Genomic DNA, 20,096 nt, shown 5'->3' with positions numbered 1-20,096 from the left:
TGCCCGGCGGATCGGTTGCAGGCACACAGTGACAACTGCACGCTGCACGAGCGCAGACGACAGCACTGCGGACGCTCTGCTTACCGGCTCCGACAGGAGCTGACGCCCGTCTGCCGGTCCTGGTCGGCCGCGGCCGCGCACAGTGCCGCGAGCCCGCGGGCGACCGCGGGGAGTTCCTCGCTGCCGCGGCGCACGCAGGCGACGAACCGGCGCACCGGCGCGGCGGCGCCACGCAGGGGCACCCGCACCAACTCCGGCTGTCGCGGAACCGGTGCCAGGCGCGGTACCAGTGCGATGCCGAAGTCGTGTGCCACCAGCGCGGCCACCGCGTACCAGTCCACCGCGGCATGCGCCGTCTGCGGCGTGAACCCCGCCGCTGCGCCCGCCGCCGTCAGCAGTTGCTCCTGATCGAGCGGATCCCCGGCCTTGATCCAGGTCTCCTCGGCGGCCTCCGCCAGGTCGATGCCGTCCGTGCGGGCCGCGAAGCGGTGCCCGGGCGGCACCAGTACGTCGAGGGGCTCCTCCAGCAGCGGGAGTCGAGTGAAGCGTGCACGGCCACGCGGCGGGCCGCCAGGCGCCGGGATCACCACCGCGATGTCGGCGCGCTCCGTGAGCAGCAGGTCGTACCGGTTCTCGGCGTGGTCCTCGCCGATCTCCACCGTCATCCGCGGATGTTCGTCAAGGAGGCGCCGGACGGCGGGCGCTATCACTGCCGCGACGGCCGTGGCAGCCCCGGTGATCCGCAACCGCCCTGCCCGCTCCTTCCCGTAGGCCGCCAGCTCGGCGCTCGCCTGCTCCCAGCGTGCGAACAGCGCATCGGCGTGCCGGATCAGGGCCAGCGCGGCGGGCGTGAGGCGGACCCGCCGCCCGTCCGGTTCCAGCAGCTCGACGCCCACCTGGGCTGCGAGTTGCCGCAGCTGCTGGGAGACGGTGGAGGGGGTGAGGTGCAGCGCGCGGGCGGTCGCGGTGACCGTGCCCTGCTGGTGCAGGACCCGCAGGGTCTGGAGCCGGGGATCGATCATGCGGCCATCCAACCATTCGGTCTGGCCGCATGGTCATGGGCGGAAACATTCGATGGACGCGTACACTCGCGGCCCCGGAGACTGCCTGCATGACCGCCTCCGCACTTTTCACCGATGCCTTCCTGCCGGGTCTGTGGGCCGGGTACGCCCTCGCCGTGCCGATCGGCGCGCTCGCCGTCCTCCTGGTGAGCCTGACCGCGCGGACCTCGCTGAGAGTGGGCGCCTCGGCGGCGCTCGGAGTGGCCACCGCCGACGGTCTCTATGCGACGCTCGCCGTGCTCGGCGGGGCGGTCCTCTCCCGGGCCGTCCAGCCCGTCACGGTCCCGCTGCGCTGGGTCGCCGCCGCGGTCCTGCTGGGCCTGGCTGCCCGCACCGCACTGACGGCCGTACGGGAGCGCGGCAGCACCCCGGACGCGGCGTCCCAGCCGTCCGCCCTGGGCCGGCCGGGACGGGCCTGTCTCGGCTTCCTCGGCCTGACCCTGCTCAACCCCTGGACCATCGTCTACTTCTCGGCCCTCATACTGGCCGGGCCCGCGGGCGCGGACGCCGGCGGACCAGCCCGCGCCGCGTTCGTCGCGGCCGTCGTCGCCGCCTCCGCGAGCTGGCAGCTGCTCCTGGCCACGGGTGGAGCCGTACTGGGCCGGGCACTGACCGGCCCGCGGGGGCGGCTCGTCACCGCACTGGTGTCGAGCGCCGTGCTCGGGACGCTCGCGGTGAGCCTGGCGGCCACGCCATGATCCCCTCAAGGCCCTGGCGAAGGATGCCGCGGGCCCACAGCAGCCGCCGGTCCTTGTCGTGGCCGTCACCGCGGTCGGCGAGGCGGGCGTCGAGGGGGTACCCGGGCCGACCGACGAGGCCCGCCACGACGGGGGCCCTGCCGAGCAGGGGCAGGAGCACCACTTCTGTGTCCCACCCGGTGGAGCAGTTCCCGCCGAACGGCGCAGCACCCGAGGGCCCCGCCCGGAAGCCTGCGCAGTGTCCACCGGAGCATCCGGAAACCAGCACCTCGGGCTCAACGAGTCGCACAGTCCACAACATTCAGGCCGTGCACGCCATTCGCGCGCTCGCTCACAGACCACTCAGACCATGAGCAACGAGTGTCGCACGGGCGTCACGCGCGTCATTCCAACGTCAAGCTGTCGCCCGCAATACCCACACCGCCCACGATGCACCTCAACAAGCCGCAGTTCAGGACCCTTCCCCACCGGCTCCAACACCGCCACGCACTCCATGTGATGCGTCATCGGAAGCATGTCACCCGGGTGAACTCACAGAAAACCGCAGGTCAGGTCCGTCCCTCGTCTCTGTCTTGGGGCCACCAGGTGCGAAGAGCGTCAAACGAGCGTCACGGCGGATGCCCAGTGATCCCAGCAAGGAGTGCACCAGACCCCGTACCCGTGGTCAGGTTCAGGCTCCGGCGCTCACATGAGGGAAGCATTGATCCTTATCAGCGTCGATCGTTTGGGACTCCCCATGCAGGCGGCACCTCGCTCAGGAAGCGGACGACGTACCCTCCGCTGACGTCGTTCCGGCCACCGGAAGCACGTACTCACCGGCGAGACGCGCCCAGTGCAGCGGGAGAGGCCGGGCGAGCGGCGGGTAGTCGTCGTGGTAACGCAGCTGGTGCGTGAGCGTCGCCCACTCCGCCGGCCGGTCGGGCGGGTCACCAGCCCGCCCCGAGTCCGTCAGTGCCTTCTCCGACAGACAGCCGAGCACGGTGATCTCCAGTTGCCCGGGGTTCCAAGCGGTCTTCCCGGGCGCTGTCCGGCCCTGTGCCGTGGGCACCAGCTTCATGAGCCCCTTCGGCAGTTTGGCCACCGTGTGCGGCTTCGAGGCCGTACTCGCGAAGACACGGCCCTCCGTATCCGCCGTCCCCCACACACCCTCGGCGAATCCGACCCCGTCCTCGGTGTCGTGGGCGTACCACTCCGCCACTTCACCCCGGGCGTTGGCGTCCCGTACGAGCAGCACCCGCAGGTCGTGGCCGTAGAGCGTGTGCCGCTGGGCGGGTTCGGCCCCGAAGCCGAGCGTGTCGCGGTCCAGTGCGCCGTTGCGCAGGCCAGGCCAGCACTGGCGCAGATTGCCAGCGTCCGCCAGCAGCAGCGTCGGGCGGTCGCGGAGCTGGAAGAGCAGTGCCCGGATCTGCCGCTCGGTCTCCCGCTGCCTGTTCTGCTCCACACCCGGGCGGGCAGCGGGCCGGGATCCTCCCGGGGCTGCCCAGTCATCGACGAGCTTCCCCGTGCCGGTCTCCTTCCCGCCGCTCGCCGCCGGTTCCCGTGCCTGGGAGAGCAGCAGCAACAGCTTCGGATACGGCACCCATTCGGCTCGTTCTGCGTCCCACCCCTCGATGACGCCCGGTCCGTCCCCGGGGCGCACCCGCACCGCCACCAGCCGGTGGACGGGGCATCGCGTGGGCCCCTTCCTGGTGTGGCGTACGAGCCAGAGCGCCGCGTACTGAAGGTCGCCCGGAATGCCGGCTCCCACCCGATGGGCGGGCGGGCTGATCGCACCCAGCTGCCGGAAGGCGTCCAGCCAGGTCCACCTGGCCCGGTGTTCCAGAGCGCTGTCGGTGTCGTCGGGCGAGTTCACGAACTGGGTCAGCCGTCCCTGCCGTGCCCAGGCGATGCGCAGCGCGTGCTTGGGGTCGGAGTCCGGGACGGCGGCGAAGCGCTCCTTACCGGCGATCTCCGTGATCACGACTCCGGCCCCGCCGAGGAGCGGGTCCGCCCGGTCCGCCACGAGCCCGCAGCGCCCTTCGATGGCCTCGGCCAGCCGGACGGCCCTGAGGCGCCCGCGGGCTCGGGTGGTCGGCAGGGCGTCGGCCAAGGGTCCCGCAGGCCGGGCCCGGACACGGATGTCGACCCCCTCGCACTGCCACTGCCAGGTCTCCCCGTCGGCCGACGGCACTTGCTGCCCGGCGGGAAGACCAATGAGCTTGGGCAGCTCGGCGAGCAGCGCCGCACGGGTTTCCGGGGACTGCCAGAAGACGTCGATCTCCAGGGGGCGGCCGTTCAGTGCGCGTGTCAGCGCCGCCCGCCGTTGCAGAGCCAGCTGGGCGTCGCGGACGCCCGGGACGCGTCCGGCGCCGGAACGGGGCAGCAGGGAGGGTGTGTTGCTCCGAGAGACACGCGTGAGGTCGGGGACCCGGGTCAGCAGGGGGCGCAGCCCTTCCTCGACCCAGGCGTCCAGATCCGCCCGCTCCCGTGGCATCAGCCCGGGTCCGACCTCGTGCAGGCCGATCGACGGGTGGTAGACGATGCCGGCGGCCACGTCCCCGGAACCGTTGATCCAGCGTTCGGGGTCGTAGAAGAGCTCTTCGGGCCGGGGATAGTTGCGCACGATGTCCAGCTCGGGCACGAGCGGTGCGGGGCTGTGCCGGCGCCAGGCCAGTTCCTTCGACCGCCGGTCGTAACCCAGCGTGTTCACCATCAGTCGGTGGCCCCGGCCCGGCCCTTCCGGCCACGGCAGTGGAGCGTCGAGCAGGACAGTCGTACTGCCGAGCTGGTGGGGGCGTACGTCCAGTCGGGTGGCCCACCGGCGTACCTGGGTGGACACATGGACGCGGAACCGCGGGGCGAACGGCACGGTGTGGACGGTGATGGTGAGGCAGGCCGAGTAGTACCAGGTCTGCCCTCGGCGCTCGTATCGCTGGGGCGGCCAGGAGACAAGTCGCGCGCCGTCACCCGAGCTCTCGACGCGGAAGTGGAGTGTGGTGCCGCCCGTGCGGAACGTCCGGGCGGCCAGCCGGAAGGCGATCCACTCGGGCAGCAGGCTGTAGAGCCGCGCGGCGGGTTCGGCGGTTCCGCCGGCCGAGAGCACGCTCTCGGCGAGGTCGACCGGTTCCGTCTCCCAGTGGGGCAGACTTACCGTCTCAGCCGGACCACCGGAGCGGAGCCTCTCCTCGAGATCGGTGCCCTCCGAGTCGTCGTCCTCCCGGTGCATGCCCGCCGCCCAAGCTCCTACCACCGGGGCCAGCACGTCCGGCGGGACGGCTTCCCGCGCGTAGAGCCACGGCAGACGGCCATCCGTCCCGGCGTTGCGGCCGGTCGCGATGACGCCTGGTGCCATCGCCTGGAGCAGGGAGTTGAGCCTGCGCACAGGGAGCCGGTAGGGGTGGACGGAGTTCTTGTCCGCCTCGGCATGCATCCCGGTGAGCTCGGCGTGCAGGTCCTCGCCGAGCCGCAGCACTTTCATCTCCTCCCACCAGGGCCCGTGGAGCGGGTCGGGTTCGTAGGCCGCGACGCGAATGTGGTGGTACACGGAATTACCTCCTGGGACAGCGGTTTGGCGCTTACGGGTGGCTGGGTACGGCGGCGAGCAGGCGGGTGAGCATGCTGCGCAGTGGCGCGTACAGGGCGCGGACGATGAACTGCTCCTCCGCGGTCGTCGTGCCGCCGTCGAAATACGGGTCCAGGACGGAGAGGACGCTGTGCAGCAGACTGGATTCGGGGGTGTCGGGCCGCGCCGGTACGGCGCCGCGGTTGGGGGCGAAGGCGGCATCGACGAAGACCACCCGGGCCGGTACGCCACCGCGTACCAGTCGCCCGATCACTTGCCACAACAGGACCAGCATGTCCCAGGTGACCTGTTCCCGTACATCGTCGTCGAGGCGGCTCCACGCCATCGAACGGGCGAGTACCTGGTACCAGTACGAACGGGCGAGGCGGCGGAACTCCTCCGCTCCTTCCTCGACGGTGGGTTTTCCCTGTACCAGGGTGGCGAAGTCTCCGCCGGTGACGGCGCGGACGACCCAGTCGTTGACGGCATTGACGGCCAGGTGGAGGTCCTCTGGGTGCGGATGGGGCCGTGCCAGGAAGTAGACCGTGCCGATGGCCGCCTCGTCGTCCTTGTTGAGGATGTTGTGGCCGCGTTCCAGCGCGAGCAGGGGCGCCACCAGGATGTCCGCCTCGAGGTCCTTCAGATGCTCGACGTCGCCGCGGCGCAGTGATCGGGCGTGGTAGGCGGACGGCGTCTCGTCCTCCGCGGTGATCTCCTCGTCGTCCGACACCAGGCACAGCACCTTGTTGCGCCAGCGAACGTTGAGGTTGTGCAGTGTGTCGGCCACCACACGTGCCTCGGCATAGCTGCCGACCAGCAGAAGGATCTGGTCGCGCCCTGGAGGGAGAGAAAGCAACTCCTGCTGGAGCGGACCACCTTCAGTGACGTACTCGTCTCCGCCCTCACCTAGATGGCACGCGATGCGGCGCAACTTCTCCGGGCGGTCGTCCGGATGGGTTCCCGACAAGCGCAGATTCTCGTCGCCGTCGTCGATGAACTCGAAGCGCATGGAGCTCTCGTTGGCGATGCGTTCGGTCACCTCGGCCGGCGGTTCGATGACCACACCGACCGAGACGCAGACGTGGTAGCGGCTGGACGCGCCCGCCCAGCTGCTGCCCGACATGAGCAGCAATTGGGCACCGGGCCTGCCGTCGACGGAGGTGAGGTCGGGGATGGCGCGCAGCAGCTCACGTCCGACGCCGCTGCACCGGAAGAAGGTCAGTTCGCCACTGCGGACTCCGCCCTTGTCCTCACCCGGGACCCGGAACTGGAAGCCGAGCACATTGCCCATCGGGGCCTCGGGCACCATCGGGCCGTAGTCGAGCGGCCGGCGGTACATCGTGTTGAAGCCCAGGCTGAGGGCGGCCTCGACGCGGGGCCACATGGCGTTGATCATGGCGAGCCGTGGTTCCAGGGCGCTGAGCAACAGTGTGAACTCGAAGCGCTCCGCGAGTTGCTTCCGCCATTCCTCGGGAGTCTGGGGCGGAGGCTTGGGCTTCCTGCGACGTCCGCGCTTCTTCTCCTGTTCCGCCTCCTCGCGCCGCCACTCGTCGTACACCTCTTGGTACTTCCGCTGCCGGGCAGCCATGTACTTCGGGTCGATGGCGAAGACCTCGTCCATGACCTCGGTGAGGCGGCGCCGGGTGTTCTCCGGGTTGCCGGTGTGGAGCAGTTCGTTGAGGAGGGCGGTCAGCCGGCTGAAGTCCTCCTCCGTCCTACGGTGACGGTCACCGAAGGGGTTGTCCCGGAACGCGTCGAGCAGTTTCCCGAGAGCCTCGCGGGGGGCGTGATGAGGGTGGTCCCGACCGCTGTCGTCGGGGAGTTCGTAGCGTTCGTCGAGGAGCCCCAGCTGGAGCGTCCAGGCGCTGAAGTAGCCCGTCCGCACCCACTTGCGCAGCTCGTACCCGGCGACGAGCATCGCGTACAGCCGGTCGGTGGCCGCGCCTGCGGTGTTGAGGGCGGCGGCGAAGGTCTCGACGTCCCGTTCGGAGAGCTGGGTGCGTCCGCCAGCCGCGAGTTCCCGGATCTTGTGCCGACTCAGCTGGTCGATGAGGCCCTTGTCCTCGTCGCTGGCGAGGACCACGGCGGGTGCGAAAGTCCGGTCGAGCTGCATCTGGACACGGTCGGCTTCGTCGATGATCACGAGGTCACTACGGCGGCAGGCGAGTTCGAGAAAACGGATGCGCTCGCCATTCTGAGGGCGGGGCGGCGAAGCGTCGATCAGCCCGGCCGGCGTGGTTACCCAGATCAGGGCGCCGACCAGGGTGCGAGCTCCGTGGTGACGGGGGCAGGCGGACCAGTACGGGCAGCTCGTCACCGTCTTCTGCCACGGGGAGTGTCGTCCGTCGCTCGGGTCACGCCGCAGGACCGAGGGGGGCCGGAGCCGGGAGCAGGGTGCCTCGCCGTAGGCGAGTGGTTGGGTCGTCGACGTGGCGCCCTGCCGTTTGACGTTGAGCAGGCAGGACGTGCCGAGGTAGGCGAAGGCAGGGTCGTCGTGGGCTAGCAGTCGGTGCTCGCCCCGGCCCGCCAGCCGGCGGTGCAGCCGCTGGGCGTGCCGCTCACGGCCGGAGGAGCCGAGCACGGGTGCGGCGGTGCCGTCGGTGTAGAGGTCGTAGAGCCGGACGAGTTTCAGCACCTCCGCGACATCAGTGACGACGATGGTGGTGCGCTTGCCCAGCTTGGCGAGATGGACGGCGATGATGTCGCGCAGTGTGCTCTTGCCGGCGCCGACGATGCCGAGCAGGTGCTGGATGCCGTCGACCGTGAAGGCGAAGTCCTCGTCCTTCCTCGCCTTGCGGAAGATTCCGTTCGACTTCGTGGACAGGTCGAACGACCGTAGCCGCTCCAGCCACCGTGGTGCCCGGCCCTTGCCGCAGCGAGCGTGCTGCGCGTCCATCTTCGCCGCCGTGCGCTCCAGGCTCTCCCTGGTGAAGATCAAGGGCTCGCCGCCGCCGGCCGGTTCCAGGTCCATGTCGTGGGCAACGAGGGGGATGCTGGGGACCGGCGACAGGTCGACGACGGCCATGGTGCGACTGACGGGGAAAGCGTGCGGGCCCTGAGCTGCGACCGGCAGGCGCCTGCCCGCCAGCGGCGGTGCGGCACGCAGCAGCTGTTCGTAGGCGGAGAAGCGGTCGCCGGCGACGGAGAGGTCGCGGCGGGCAGCGGGTGCCTCGGCGTCCGGTACGTCGTAGGCGCGCACCCTGGGGTCGAACGTCTGGTAGGTGTCCAGCGCCTCGAGCCAGGTACGGCTCCGGCGCAGCGTCCACAGCGAGTACCTGGCGATACGCAGGGTCTTCGCCCCATCGGATGGCAGCGGTGCCCGGTGCGCCTCGGCGAACCCGTACCCGCTGAACAGCACCCAGGCGCTGCCCGCGGGGCTGCCCGGCATCATCTTCTGCTGGAGGTACAGACCGAGTTCGACCTGGCAGAGGGCTTCCAGCGCGGGCTGGGGCACGGAGGGCCCCAGAAAGGCTTTGAGCGCGTTGAGCACTTCGGTCAAGGGCGGGGTGATGCTACGCATCGTCCTTCTCCTCTCGCCGGGCCTGTCCCAGGTCGGGCACGAGGTCCATGGGGGTGGTGAGCACCAGCCGGTCCCGCAGGAGCGCGGGAAGGGCGTCGGTGAAGGTCTGCCGGTAGCCGTCCCGTCCGGCGAGCGCGTCGGGGACCACGACGAAGGTGCGGTCCGCGAGGGGTATGTGGTCGGTGAGATGGGCCGCGAGGAGCGCCGGCTGCAGGCGGTCGTACACCTGGATGTCCACGATGCGGGGGCCGGTGTCCCTGAGCCGCTCGGCGGGCAGAAGACCGGGCAGGGTCTCGTACGCGACTCCGGCGCGCTCCAGTGCCTCCCGGGCAGCTTCGTCCGTGCGGTGCGGCAGTACGAGGTACCACCGCAGCGAGCGCTGCAGGATCCACGCCTGGTCCGGCTCACGAATGAGCCGCAGAGGAGCGTCGCGCGGGCAGTCCTCCCCCTCGCACCAGACTTCCGCGCCGGTTCCGGACGGTCCGGGTACGGGCACGGCACTGTCCCGGGGCAGCGCGGGGAGCCTGCACGAGGGGCAGTACAGGAAGTCTCCGTCGACGAGCAGGTACTCGGGCAACGGACCGTAGAGGTTCTTGACCCGGCTCCAGACCGCCCTGTTCCAACCCGGCGCGAAGCGGTCCTGCTGGTGGACGACCGGGTGACACGCCAGGAACGCCCTGCACTGCCGGTAGCGCTCCTCCGTTCCACTCCGCGCGTGCAGGTCCCCGAGGAGCGCGCGGGCGTGTCCCGCCACGCCTCCGTCCGGTCCGTGCGAGGCCACCTCGAGACACGACCGGGTCGGCATCCGGCCGACCCGGTGCACCAGCGTGGTGCCCGGCGAGACCAGGGAGGAGGGGACGGCGAAGAGTGGGTCGTCGGACGGCTTGGTCCGGCACCACTCCCACAGCTCCGGAAGACTCCTCGGCGGCGCGTCCCCCGCATCGAGGCAGCGCATCACCGTGTGATCCAGCGCCCGCTGGGCGAGTCCGGGATAGGGCAGGGTGAAGGAGCGGAGCCCATGGACCTCGGAGAGAGCCGCCACCATGCGGGCGAGTTCGCCGAAGAGGTCGCTGCCCACGCCCTCGGGCGCCTCGTCGTCGCCCGGCCGATCGGCCCGGCCGGCCGACCCTACCCTCATGCTGCGGCCTCGCTGACGGACGACGCCGTGCACCAGCGGGCCACTTCGCACCGCTCGCAGGAGCGTCCGGGCCGGGCCGCGTACTGGTCGTCCTCGTGCCAGTCGGCCACCATCGCCCGCAGTACCTTCTCGGCGGTGACCCGATTGGCCGGGGCGAAGGGATCGATGATCTCCAGGTCGGCGCCGCCGGGACGCAGCACCTCCAGCTCGGCCCGAGCGCGGAACGGATCACCGCCCAGGTCACCGCGGGCGATCAGCACGACGGCCAGGGCCAACTGCGGATAGCGCTCCAACAGGGGGCGGCCGGACCGCCGATCGGTGACGGACGTCTTGGTCTCGCGCCACACCCATGACCCGGCATCCCGGTAGAGCAGGTCGGGCGCGGCCAGGACCACCACGTCGGCGGCGGTGTCGTGCCGCACCACCCGGGGCTCGGTCCGCACATCCGTGCCGTCCCCGACGTACCGCAGCGGGCAGACCGCGGCATGCCGCCGCAACAGCAGGGCGCCGAGTGCCCGTTCGTGGGCGGGCAGGTCGAATCCTTCCGGTACCCACTCCTCGGGGACCTCCACCGTGCAGGGCCGAGGCGATCCGTGGGCGTGCCGTTCGGCGAGGTAGGCGTGCAGGGCACGGCCGCGCTCAGCCGTCACCTCGCGTTCGACGGAGTCCGCCGTGGGCAAGTGCAGCCGGCGCATGTGGTCACGCGCCGGGCAGGCTCGGTAGGCCCGCCCGTTGGTGACCGACCAAGTGCGGCGGGGCCGGTCGTGCGCCTCGATGCCCAGCAGTCCGGGCGCTGTGCGCAAGGCCGGGCACACCGACAGGTAAGGGCATCCGCCACAGGCGGACCCCGGGCGGTACTCCCGTCCGTCCAGTACGCCGGCCAGGGCGGCGGGGCCGTGTTCGCGGTACCGGGCGCGCGCCTCCTCCCTGCTGCCCGCGAAGAGTTCCCGCGAACTGCCGTCGAAGAGCGCGAACTCCACGATCCGTACGTGCTCCGGCGGGGGTCCGGGGGCGCCCTCGGCGAGCACCAGGGCCACGGCCGCGGTGAACCCCTCGGGCGGCAGGTCCCGCAGGCGGTGCACGGGCAGACGAAGCTCGCGGTAGGCACCGTCCGGGGAGGACAGGCAGCGGCCCCACACGGTGAGGCGGTACTCCTGGGCGTCGCGCGGGTCGGGACCGGACGGCCGGTAGCGGTACGTCCACGGCTCGGGCACCTCGTGCAGAGGGCGTTCCGGGTCGAGGGGGAAGGCCGCCTCGTACATCTTCACGCCGTGCTCCGACCAGGTCCGCAGACCGTCGTGCAGAAGACCGGTACGTGTCCGGGGCGGGCGGCCGGCAGGCCCCGAACGGATGTCGCAGGCAGCCATGAAGGGGCCCAGAGCGAAGTGCTCCAAGCCCTCACGGCGGCGCGGTACGGGGTCGGTGATGTGGTAGCCGCGGGTCTTGAGAGCGTCAGCGGCGGGGCATCGGAATTCTCCCCCCTTGAACATTCCGGCGGATACCGTGATGACTTCGGAGGTGCGGGTCACCCCGTCGGGGGGCAACCATGGCTGTGACATTTCGTGCTCCATTTCCGTGCGGAGGAAAGGTGGATGGCCGTGAGGGAGATCGAGGAGATCGGCAATGTGGAGAGGCGCTACGAAGTGCTGGACATGGTCGGTGACGGCGGCCAAGGCGACCTTTTCCTCGGGCGTGACCGCAGCAGCGGGCAGAAAGTGGCGTTGAAGCTGCAGAAGGCCCGGGACCTCGGCCCCGAGAGCGATTTCCACTGGGCCGGCGATGAGCTCCTCAAAGAGGGATCACGCATGATGATGCTGACGAGAATCCAGGCGATTCCCGAAGTCATCGCCACGGGGACACACCGGCGACGCCGGTGCCTGGTCATGGAATTTGTCGAAGGGCACCAACTGCAGAAGGTCCTGTCGGAGGCCCTGCCCGTTAAGGATCCTGGGATCGTTGCGGCCATCATCGGCCAACTGTGCGAGATTCTTGCAGAAGTCCACGACCGGAATCTTGTGCACTGCGATCTCAAGCCCGAGAACGTCATCGTGCAGCCGGACGGCAGCCTCCGGCTCATTGACATGGGCCACGCGGTCGTGGCAAATCGAGAGACGGAATACGCACGCGGCACGCGCGGCTGGGCCTCCCCCGAGCAGTCCGACGCGTGCCCGTCAGGTCTGACGCGGCAAGCGGACATCTTCGCACTCGGCTGCATCCTGCTGGAGATGACCGTGATGCGCTTGCCCTACGGTGGACAGGACGAGCGGGCGGAAGAGGGCACCCCGGTGCTGCCGGCCGACCGGCTCGCCAAACTACCCCCGGAGTTCGCCTCCCTGGCGCTGTGGATGGTCCGGTGGGAGGCGGCGGAGCGCCCGGCGGACGTCCGTGAGGTGTTTGACCGGCTCCGGCCGCATCTGCCCCGGCTCGGCTCGCGACGGCCACCGAAACGCCTGCGCCCGGACCCGACCGAGTACTACCGCACGCATCCGCCCCGGCTATGACGGTGAGCCGACGACCACCGACCGGGCGGGTCACCTCAGCCCTTCCAGCCGCTCCCGGACCTCGCGCGCCCCCTCACCGTCCATCAGCTCACGCAGCACGATGAGTCTCTCCAGCTCCCGCACCGCCCCGTCGGTGTCGCCGGCGGACACCAGGACATCAGCGAAGAGCATCCGTACCTTGTCCTCGTTGGGCCAGTTCTCCTGTTCGCGGTAGATGTCGGAGGCCTGCTGGTACAGGGTGATCGCCTCGTCCCGTTCGGAACGGGCCAGGTGCACCTTGGCCAGGGTGAACAGCACATCGGCCAGGCCGCTGCGCTCCGTCGTGCGCTCCACCATGCCCAGGGCGTCGGCGCACCGACGGAGCGCCTGCTCGTGCTCGCCCCGGTCGAGGTCGATCGCGCCGAGGACGTTCAGAACAGCCGCCTCCCCGACCCGGTCGAACACCTCCCGGCACAACTCCAGTGCGCGGCCGAGCGCTTCCTCCGCTCCCGTCAGGTCGTCCTGCTTGCGCAGGGTGAGCCCGAGCCGGTGCAGCGTACGGGCCAGACTCAGCCGGCCTTCCGCGCTGCGGTCCTCCTCGCTGAGCCGGACGGCCCTGCGCAGGTTGCCCACAGCCAAGTCGTACTCACGGAGCCGCCAGTGGGTCCCTGCCAGCGACCGGTGGACCATGGCGCGATCGACCGGGCCGGCGACGGTTTCCGCCGCCTCGGCGGCGTACCGGAGGTTCTGCCGCGCATCATTGAGCAGGCGGCGGCGCCACTGGTAGATGACCAGGGCCATCGGAAGCAGCCATACGTACCGGTCGATACGCCGATTGATCGCCAAGTGAATGCCTCGCTGGACGGTGGCGTACTCCTCGTCCAGGAATGCCATCGCCTCCGCGAGGTCCGCGGGGTCGGTGACCCTGACCGCTCCGGGCTCGCCGGTGGGCAGGGTGCGTTCGCGGTCGAGCACCCGGTCGCAGGCTCGGACGTTGTGCAGCTGGTGTTCCAGCACCTGTCGTACGGTCGCCCGCTCGATCTCCGCGTTCTCTCCGTCCGGTACCGGCCGCACGTGCCGAAGGGCGAAGGCCCGCACGAGGTCGTGCAGCCCGTAGCGGTCGCCGTGATGTTCCACCAGGTTCGCCGCCACGAGGTCGACCAGGGCCCGGTCGGTACGCGTCCCTTCGTCCATTGCCCGTCCCAGATCCATCACCGCCTCCCAGGAAGCGCTGGGCCCGGGGTGGACGGCGAGCTGCCACAGCAGCAGCCGGGCTTCCTCATTCAGCACGCGCACGGAGCAGTTGAGCGCGGCGCGGACCGACAGTTCGTGCTCGGGCAGGTCCAGGGTGTCCAGCTTCGCCCGCTCCAGCTCCTTCTCCATCTCCCGCACCAGGGCAGGGAGGGTGTGCAGCGGACGCGCACCGACCTCCAGGAGTCGGGCCACCACCACGAGGGCCAACGGCAGCCGACCGCAGAGGTGGACCAGCCTGCTGAAGGGCACGGCGTGCTTGGCCCGGTCCTCGGCCGACACTTTCTCCTGGAGTACCTCCAAGGCGTCCGCCTCGTGCAGCGGCTCCATCTTGCGGAACAGCACCTTTCTCTCGGACTGCAGCCGCAAGAGGTCGTTACGACTGGTGACGATCACGGCGCAGGTACCGTCTCCGGGAAGCAGCGGCAACACCTGCTGGGCGCTGAGCGCGTCATCGAGGACGATGAGCACCGACCGGTGGGCCAGCGCCGACCGCAGCGCGTTGCTCTTGCTCTCCGTTCCGGTCACCGTGGTGTAGGGCGGCAGCGCGGCCAGAAAGCCGTCCAGGATCTCGTCCGGTTCGGCGGGCCGCACGTCTCCGTCGGCGAATCCGTTCAGTTCGCCGCGCAGCACCCCGTCGGGAAACCGCTCCCGCAGCCGACCGGCGAGGTTCTCGGCCACCGTGGTCTTCCCGACGCCCGCCATGCCGCTGATCAGGACCAGCGCCAGATTGCCGGCGTCCTGTTCCCCGCACACGGCCTCGAAGAGATCGCCGATCAGCTCGTCCTGCCCGATCGGCTTGCGCCTGCCGCCGGGCAACTGGTCGGGAACGGGGGGTAGGAGCGCCCCGCCCGGTCGGCGGCCCTCGCCCCGGACCTGGTCAATGGCGCTCTGTACATCAACATCCGCTTTTCCGTTGCGCTTCTCCCACTTGTTGATGAGCCGCTCACGTTGGGACTCCGGCAGGTCTGCGTGGGCGAGCAGGTAGAACCGGAAGATCTGGGGCAGTTCCGGCGCACGCTCGAACCATTTCTCCGTCTCCTCGCGCAGCCATTTGACCTCCCTGGACTTGTAGGCTGCGTCCAGCCGCGCGTACACGGCAGCCATCAACTCGGCCCGTAGCACCTCCCGCCGCAAGTGGAAGCCGGTCTCGGACAGTCCGTGCAGCGGTTCGTCCTCGCCGTCCCACTCCTCCAAGGCCGCGCCGAGCAGCTCGAACTGCGCCTTGCAGGTCAGTCCCTCAGCCTGCTTCACCTTTTCGCGAAAACGGAGCAGGTCGACGTCTCCCACCGGCACGCGGAGCGTGCAGTAACCAGACTTGCCGCTATGGGGCACCGACTCCCGGCCCAGCCGCTTCCGCAGGTCGGCGACGACGCGGTTAACCAGATCGCCGACGTCCTCGACGCCCTCCCAGAGGACTTCGGCGATGTCCTCTCTCTGACATCGACAGTCTGGCGAGGTCACCAGGAGCGCGAACAGGGCCGCTACCTTCGACCCTTCAACCACCCTCCTGCCGCCATCCCCTTCGGCTCGCACCGGGCCCAGCACGTACCCCTCCATCGCCCTCCCCCTCACCGCGCCGCAGTCAGTGACCCGGCCCCTCGCCGACGCTCCTTCATCTGTGCGCCGCGCTGTGCCGCTTCACACACGCTTGCTTCTTCACGCCCCCCCGGGGACTCAGTTATCCCTCAGTTTTCGCTCTGCGGCCCCGCTTCACCCCCGGGCACGATGGCACCAGCCGCTCGCAGAAGCACGAAACGGCGGCTTAGTCATCCATCGACTCATCAGAGAGGAACCGCGAACCCGATGAACAGTCGTCAGCGCAACCGCCGGGCAGCCCGTCTGCGCAAGTCCCCCGACTGGCCGCCGAGTCACCGCCGGCGGGCGGCCGTCCGGACCGAGGACACCACCCCGGCGACCCCGCCCACCGAGGCGCCGGACACCTCGTCCTCCGAGACCGCCTGAGCGCAACAGTTCGTGGGTGCCCGTTCTGTGCGGGCACCCACCAGCCTCGCGAATTTCGTCACTGGCGAACTCGCGGCCTGGCTGCCGCGCTTGTTACACGCTCGTGGTCAAAGGCGGCGCTACCTGGTCGAGAAGACCACTACCGCATGCTCACGCATCAAAGTGAGGCTGGTGGGACTTGTCACCGCTTGACGTGGATATGAGGCGGTACGTCCCCACCACAGGACCCACCTCGTCCAGCATCTCGGTATCTCCAGCACCTCCGGACTCAGGTTCCGTAGTCTGAAGAGAGGACATTTCTTGATGTATCCACCGCACAGCAGTGCGTTCGCCTCGGTGAGGCGGCACTTCGACGATCCCCGGACCAGTGACGCGGTCTTCGTGCTCGTCCCCACGGACGCCGACGAGGCTGATCCGGTCCGGCTGACCGCCGCCGAGACGCACGAGGCCTTGTACGGCCCCCGCTCCGACCCGCAGTTCGCCACCGCGGTCTGGAAGGAGGTCATCCGCACGGCGCAGAGCGACCTGACTCCAGACAGCACGGGGAAACTCCTGGCGATCTGGCTGGCCCTGCCCCGTTTGACCGGGACGGTCCACCGGGTCTGCACGCGCCTTCGGGCCGACCGGTCGGACGTGGAGGCCGAGATGGTCCTGGCTCTCCTGGAGAAGCTGGCGGATCGGGACGGTGCGAGCTGTCTCACCGACTCCTCCCTGCTGCACGCGGCGCGCGCCAGGGCGTGGCATCTCGCCCGGGAAGGGCTGCGGGAGCTTCCCTCCACCCAGATCGAACACATCACCGAGGAGCACGCTCTCACTGCGTCCGGCGAGGAGGCGGACGCTCCGGCGGCGGAGAGCCTGGACGTACGGGTCGCCCGTCCGGACGACCCGGACGGGCTGTGCGCACCGCTGCGTTTCCGGGTGCGCGCGGAGCATCTGCGCCGACAGGGAATCTTCATCGACACCGACGACGGGTCGCAGGGCCGTTCGGCGGGTCACAGCCCCGGGAGGAGGCGACGGCCCGGGCGCCGCGCGGACGCCCGGCCGGTCCGCCGTGCGGGGAGGCGGAGGTGAAGGACCCGGCAGAGGGCCGCCTCAGTTTCACGGAGATGTTCGACCTGCCCGTCGCAGTGGACCTGCGCACGGCGGCCCGAGCACTCGGAATCGGCTCGACGACCGCGTACCGACTGATCCGCGAGCACGAGTTCCCCTGCCCCGTTTTCCGCATCGGACGTAGGTACAGGATTCCGACCAACGAGCTGATGCGCGCCCTGGGGATCGAGGACCGCCCGCTGTACAGCGTGGACCCGGAAGAGGACACGGACGATCCGAGCGTCGGCTTCTGAAGGTAACCACCGTGCGGCTCCGTGGCATCGGCCACGGAGCCGCACGGTTCCCCACAGGTGCGGCAATCGGAGGGCGAAGGGATGCCCTCCTTTTTCGCCGAGCGGTTCGGCGGCCGACAGCCCGCGCGCGTCGGCCAGTTCGTGAACTCGCCGGCGATCACCGACCCGAGCTACGGCGAGCACACCCGTCGGCCCCGAACCTGCCGGTGAGCCGTCGACGCACGCTTCGGCACCCGCGTCATGATCGCCGCGCCCGGTCGGGGCGCGGATCTGAACGGCCCGGCGGCCCAGCCCTACGCACCGCTCGCCACGACCGCCTTCGAGGAGATGGCCCCGAAGGTCCTCGTCGTCGTGGGCACGAAGGACTGGCACCCACCCAATCTTCTCCGTCCGGCAGGACTGGGGAAGCGACGTCTACACGGCGTCTCCGGCACCGAAAACCAGGTTGGACAACTTCGACACGCGGAGCACGGGCTGGGCGGCATCCCGGTCTTCGACGCTGCCGAGGGCACCGACGAGAACCCCGACCGCGTCACCGCCGCACGAGCCCGGGTCCGGGCGCACCTGCGCGCCCGTTGTGCCCGCAGGAACCGGACTGGTACCGGGCCACCGCGGTCCGCGCATCAGCTCCCACTGCTCCCGGTCCCGCTTCGTGAAGCCGCCGTCGGGCGTGACGTCGTGCCCTGGCGCTTTCAGTTCCAGGAAGCCGGTGATGCACCGCGATGTCTCCACCGCGTAGTCCGGACGCACCCGGGCCTCGGGCAAGGGATACTCAGGACGAAGGCGAGGACTCAGCTTCCAGCGCGCCCCGCATGTTTTTTACCAGCTTCGCCACCGGCAGGCTGATGGACACCTCCGTGTCGCTGCCCGCAGACGCTCCCTGCACTCGGATCCAAAAGTTCGCCACGAGAGCCCGTATCTATTCCTCCGGCACCTTGTCCCCCCTCCAAGCTGTGGACGTGGACGGTGGATACCGCTGACACAGCTTGCCGGAGGCGAGAGGACCGGCTCAGCGCGCGAGGGGCACAGCGCATTCCGTGACCGCTTGGAAAGCAGGGGCGGGTGATGGTTGGGAAGAGACCGCCGTAGCCAATTTGGACCTGGCCTGCCGCCCAAACAGGAAGGCGCGTGGGACGCCATTCTCGCGCCGAGCGGACCCGCTGCCCCATCTCGCGAATGCATACGAATCCACCCGCTGAACGAACGGGTCAGTCCCCCGGTGGACCGCCAGAAGCCAGCACCGCTCTCAGAACCAACCTCATTCCGTCCCGTACCCACGACGTCGAACGTCAGGAAACGGGGAACCATGCCGACAGGCACTTGGCAATAGCCAGTACATCGATCTTGTCCTGCGCGACTTCCTCGACGAACGGGCCAGCCACGGAAACGGGTGGCGGGGCGGTACTGGCGCTGACGCCGTTGAACCGCAGGAAGACACGCATGGCAAGCCAGGCGGTGCGCTTGTTGCCGTCGATCAGCGCGCGATTGCGAGCGACGGAGTGCAGCAGTGCCGCCGCCTTCTCGTGCAGCGTGGGATACAGCTCCGCCCCGAACACGTTCGTCCGGGGCCGTTCGATCGCTGACACCAAAAGTCCCATGTCACGCACGCTGTGCTCGGTGTCGTTGACCGTGCGAGCGATGGCCAGGATCTCGTCGATATGGATGTAGCGCACTTGGGTCACTTCAGGTAGTCCAGGATCTCCGCATCGCTGTCCATCAGCTCGGCCAGGAGGTCATCGACCTTCAGCTCAGCCCGGTGCTGGGCGTCACGGATGGCCTCGATGGCAAGTTCCTGCTTGCTGCGACCCTCCCGACGAGCCCGCTCGGTGAGCTTCGCGTCAAGATCTTCGGGGAGTCGGAGTGTCATCGCCATACAGGAATGATACCGGGCTGGTATCTGAGTGCGAGGTGATACCAGCCACTCAAGACCTCGGACCACGACGCCGTCCTTCGTGGCCCGGTCGGGCCACGGTCTCGGTTCCGAGGCTCGCGAGCAGCAGATCGAGCAGCACCGGGCGACGGTTCTTAACGAACAGATTCGGGCCTGGCGGCAGGCCGACGAGATCCGCGCCTTCTGCCAGGCAGCCCGCACCCGAGCCGGCGACGCACCGAATGCGGCGGACGAGGCGTACTGGCTGGAATGGGCCGAGGCGTACGCGGTGCAACTCGATCCCCTGCAGGAACCCTTGGGCACTTCTGTGGATCCGCCGGCCGCGCGGGAAGTGCTGCGTGAGCTGGCGAGAATCGATGCCTACGCCTATCCGTGGCCGCTCGACGCCGACGGCCGCTGGGCGCTTCCCGACGACCGGCCAACCGGCCCGCGAACGTGACCCAGCCCTGTCCAACCGGGAAACGAATTCGCCCTATCCGTGGAGGACAGGGCGAAGGAACGCTCATGCGACGATGGTGAACGAGGTTTCCATGCGTTCCCATGCTCCCAGCACGGCCTTGTGGGCATCCGGCTGGAGGTGGGCGTAGCGCTGAGTGGTCTGGAAGCTCTCGTGGCCGAGAAGGTGCTGGACCTCGTAGAGCGAGACTCCCCTCTGGACCAACCACGAAGCGCAGGTGTGACGCATGGAGTGCGGCGGGTAGTGCGGGACGAGCTGCAACTCGCCGTCGTCGCCGAAATGTTAGGCAGCCTCGACAGCAGGCCACCAGGTCTGCTGACGCCAGTTGCTATCGGTGAGGAGGCGCCCGGAGCGGCCATTGGTGATGGTCGTGAAGACCACTGCGTCGCAGTCGAGCCGGTGGATGTGACGTTCGAGGGCCTCCAGGGCGTGGGGCGGGAGCGGGACCTCCCGGCGGCTCCTGGAACTCTTACTGATCATTTCAGAATGAGGTTCGGAGTCTTCGCAAGCAGATGAGGCTGCAGGCGAGTTGGAGCAGTCCGAGGTGGAGGTCGGCTCGTATCTCGTAGCGGATCCGCAGGCGTTTGAACTGGTGGAGCCAGGCGAAGGTGCGCTCGACAACCCACCTGGTTCTGCCCAGACCGGATCCGTGGGCGGCGCCCTTGCGTGCGATCTTCGGCGTGATGCCGCGAGCGCGGAGGAGCCGACGGTACTTGTCGTAGTCGTAGCCGCGGTCGGCGAACAGCCGCCG

The 20,096-nt window shown here is 69.6% G+C and carries 17 protein-coding genes; 6 read left to right on the top strand and 11 right to left on the bottom strand.

The genetic code is table 11. The features are described 5' to 3' along the window. Positions 1-80: 80 nt before the first annotated feature. Positions 81-1,022: a LysR family transcriptional regulator gene (locus H297_RS0114600; protein ID WP_027737661.1), complete on the bottom strand. Its 942-nt coding sequence runs from the start codon at positions 1,020-1,022 to the stop codon at positions 81-83. 89 nt (positions 1,023-1,111) lie between these two features. Here H297_RS0114600 and H297_RS0114595 point away from each other — a divergent pair, with 89 nt between their 5' ends. Continuing rightward, positions 1,112-1,759, top strand: coding sequence for a LysE family transporter (locus tag H297_RS0114595; RefSeq protein WP_027737660.1), 648 nt, complete (start codon positions 1,112-1,114; stop codon positions 1,757-1,759). 754 nt (positions 1,760-2,513) lie between these two features. On the opposite strand, the gene H297_RS0114590 is transcribed toward H297_RS0114595, so the two are convergent. From H297_RS0114590 to H297_RS0114575, 4 genes are read right to left on the bottom strand one after another with little or no spacing between them, the layout of a single operon-like run. Beyond that, positions 2,514-5,282 carry a pPIWI_RE module domain-containing protein gene (locus H297_RS0114590; RefSeq protein ID WP_027737659.1) on the bottom strand — a complete coding sequence of 923 codons (2,769 nt, stop codon included), beginning with the start codon at positions 5,280-5,282 and terminating at the stop codon, positions 2,514-2,516. Positions 5,283-5,313: 31 nt separating this feature from the next. Beyond that, positions 5,314-8,820 (bottom strand): pPIWI_RE_Z domain-containing protein, encoded by a 3,507-nt coding sequence (locus H297_RS0114585; protein WP_027737658.1) that lies wholly within the window; start codon positions 8,818-8,820, stop codon positions 5,314-5,316. Continuing rightward, on the bottom strand, positions 8,813-9,958 hold the full coding sequence (locus H297_RS0114580; RefSeq protein WP_027737657.1) for a pPIWI_RE_Y domain-containing protein: 1,146 nt from the start codon (positions 9,956-9,958) through the stop codon (positions 8,813-8,815). Before H297_RS0114580 ends, H297_RS0114585 begins: the two co-directional genes overlap by 8 nt. Beyond that, positions 9,955-11,517, bottom strand: coding sequence for a PD-(D/E)XK nuclease family protein (locus tag H297_RS0114575; RefSeq protein WP_027737656.1), 1,563 nt, complete (start codon positions 11,515-11,517; stop codon positions 9,955-9,957). The genes H297_RS0114580 and H297_RS0114575 overlap by 4 nt, the downstream gene beginning before the upstream one ends. Before the next feature lie 39 nt (positions 11,518-11,556). Between H297_RS0114575 and H297_RS0114570 the strand changes: the two genes are divergently transcribed. Continuing rightward, the gene (locus H297_RS0114570) at positions 11,557-12,459 is read left to right on the top strand and encodes a serine/threonine-protein kinase (RefSeq protein WP_158693684.1); all 903 of its coding nucleotides are present in this window, start codon (positions 11,557-11,559) and stop codon (positions 12,457-12,459) included. A 30-nt stretch (positions 12,460-12,489) separates the two neighbouring features. Here H297_RS0114570 and H297_RS0114565 read toward each other — a convergent pair whose 3' ends face one another. After that, entirely contained in the window at positions 12,490-15,153 is a 2,664-nt protein-coding gene (locus H297_RS0114565) for a tetratricopeptide repeat protein (RefSeq protein ID WP_158693683.1), read from the bottom strand. A gap of 342 nt (positions 15,154-15,495) precedes the next feature. Between H297_RS0114565 and H297_RS43245 the strand changes: the two genes are divergently transcribed. From H297_RS43245 to H297_RS0114550, 3 genes are all read left to right on the top strand, one after another. Continuing rightward, positions 15,496-15,654, top strand: coding sequence for a hypothetical protein (locus H297_RS43245; protein WP_158693682.1), 159 nt, complete (start codon positions 15,496-15,498; stop codon positions 15,652-15,654). A 303-nt stretch (positions 15,655-15,957) separates the two neighbouring features. Next, the gene (locus H297_RS0114555) at positions 15,958-16,725 is read left to right on the top strand and encodes a hypothetical protein (RefSeq protein ID WP_027737653.1); all 768 of its coding nucleotides are present in this window, start codon (positions 15,958-15,960) and stop codon (positions 16,723-16,725) included. Then, positions 16,722-16,997, top strand: a complete 276-nt coding sequence (locus H297_RS0114550; protein WP_027737652.1) for a helix-turn-helix domain-containing protein — start codon at positions 16,722-16,724, stop codon at positions 16,995-16,997. Before H297_RS0114555 ends, H297_RS0114550 begins: the two co-directional genes overlap by 4 nt. A gap of 414 nt (positions 16,998-17,411) precedes the next feature. On the opposite strand, the gene H297_RS44245 is transcribed toward H297_RS0114550, so the two are convergent. The 3 genes from H297_RS44245 to H297_RS0114525 all read right to left on the bottom strand — a co-directional run bounded on the left by H297_RS44245 (position 17,412) and on the right by H297_RS0114525 (position 18,870). Beyond that, on the bottom strand, positions 17,412-17,762 hold the full coding sequence (locus tag H297_RS44245; protein WP_027737651.1) for a hypothetical protein: 351 nt from the start codon (positions 17,760-17,762) through the stop codon (positions 17,412-17,414). Between the two features lie 524 nt (positions 17,763-18,286). Continuing rightward, positions 18,287-18,679 carry a Fic family protein gene (locus H297_RS0114530; RefSeq protein WP_027737650.1) on the bottom strand — a complete coding sequence of 131 codons (393 nt, stop codon included), beginning with the start codon at positions 18,677-18,679 and terminating at the stop codon, positions 18,287-18,289. After that, positions 18,676-18,870: a ribbon-helix-helix protein, CopG family gene (locus tag H297_RS0114525; RefSeq protein ID WP_027737649.1), complete on the bottom strand. Its 195-nt coding sequence runs from the start codon at positions 18,868-18,870 to the stop codon at positions 18,676-18,678. The genes H297_RS0114530 and H297_RS0114525 overlap by 4 nt, the downstream gene beginning before the upstream one ends. A gap of 79 nt (positions 18,871-18,949) precedes the next feature. Between H297_RS0114525 and H297_RS0114520 the strand changes: the two genes are divergently transcribed. After that, the gene (locus tag H297_RS0114520; protein ID WP_027737648.1) at positions 18,950-19,327 is read left to right on the top strand and encodes a hypothetical protein; all 378 of its coding nucleotides are present in this window, start codon (positions 18,950-18,952) and stop codon (positions 19,325-19,327) included. A 63-nt stretch (positions 19,328-19,390) separates the two neighbouring features. Here H297_RS0114520 and H297_RS44240 read toward each other — a convergent pair whose 3' ends face one another. Both H297_RS44240 and H297_RS0114505 read right to left on the bottom strand, forming a co-directional pair. After that, positions 19,391-19,606, bottom strand: a complete 216-nt coding sequence (locus H297_RS44240) for a tyrosine-type recombinase/integrase (protein ID WP_486589520.1) — start codon at positions 19,604-19,606, stop codon at positions 19,391-19,393. 220 nt (positions 19,607-19,826) lie between these two features. Then, the coding region (locus tag H297_RS0114505) for an IS5 family transposase (RefSeq protein ID WP_027737646.1) at positions 19,827-20,096 on the bottom strand (270 nt) is incomplete at its 5' end.

The sequence above is a fragment of the Streptomyces sp. CNT360 genome (assembly GCF_000424785.1).
This window is presented reverse-complemented; position numbering and strand designations above follow the sequence as displayed.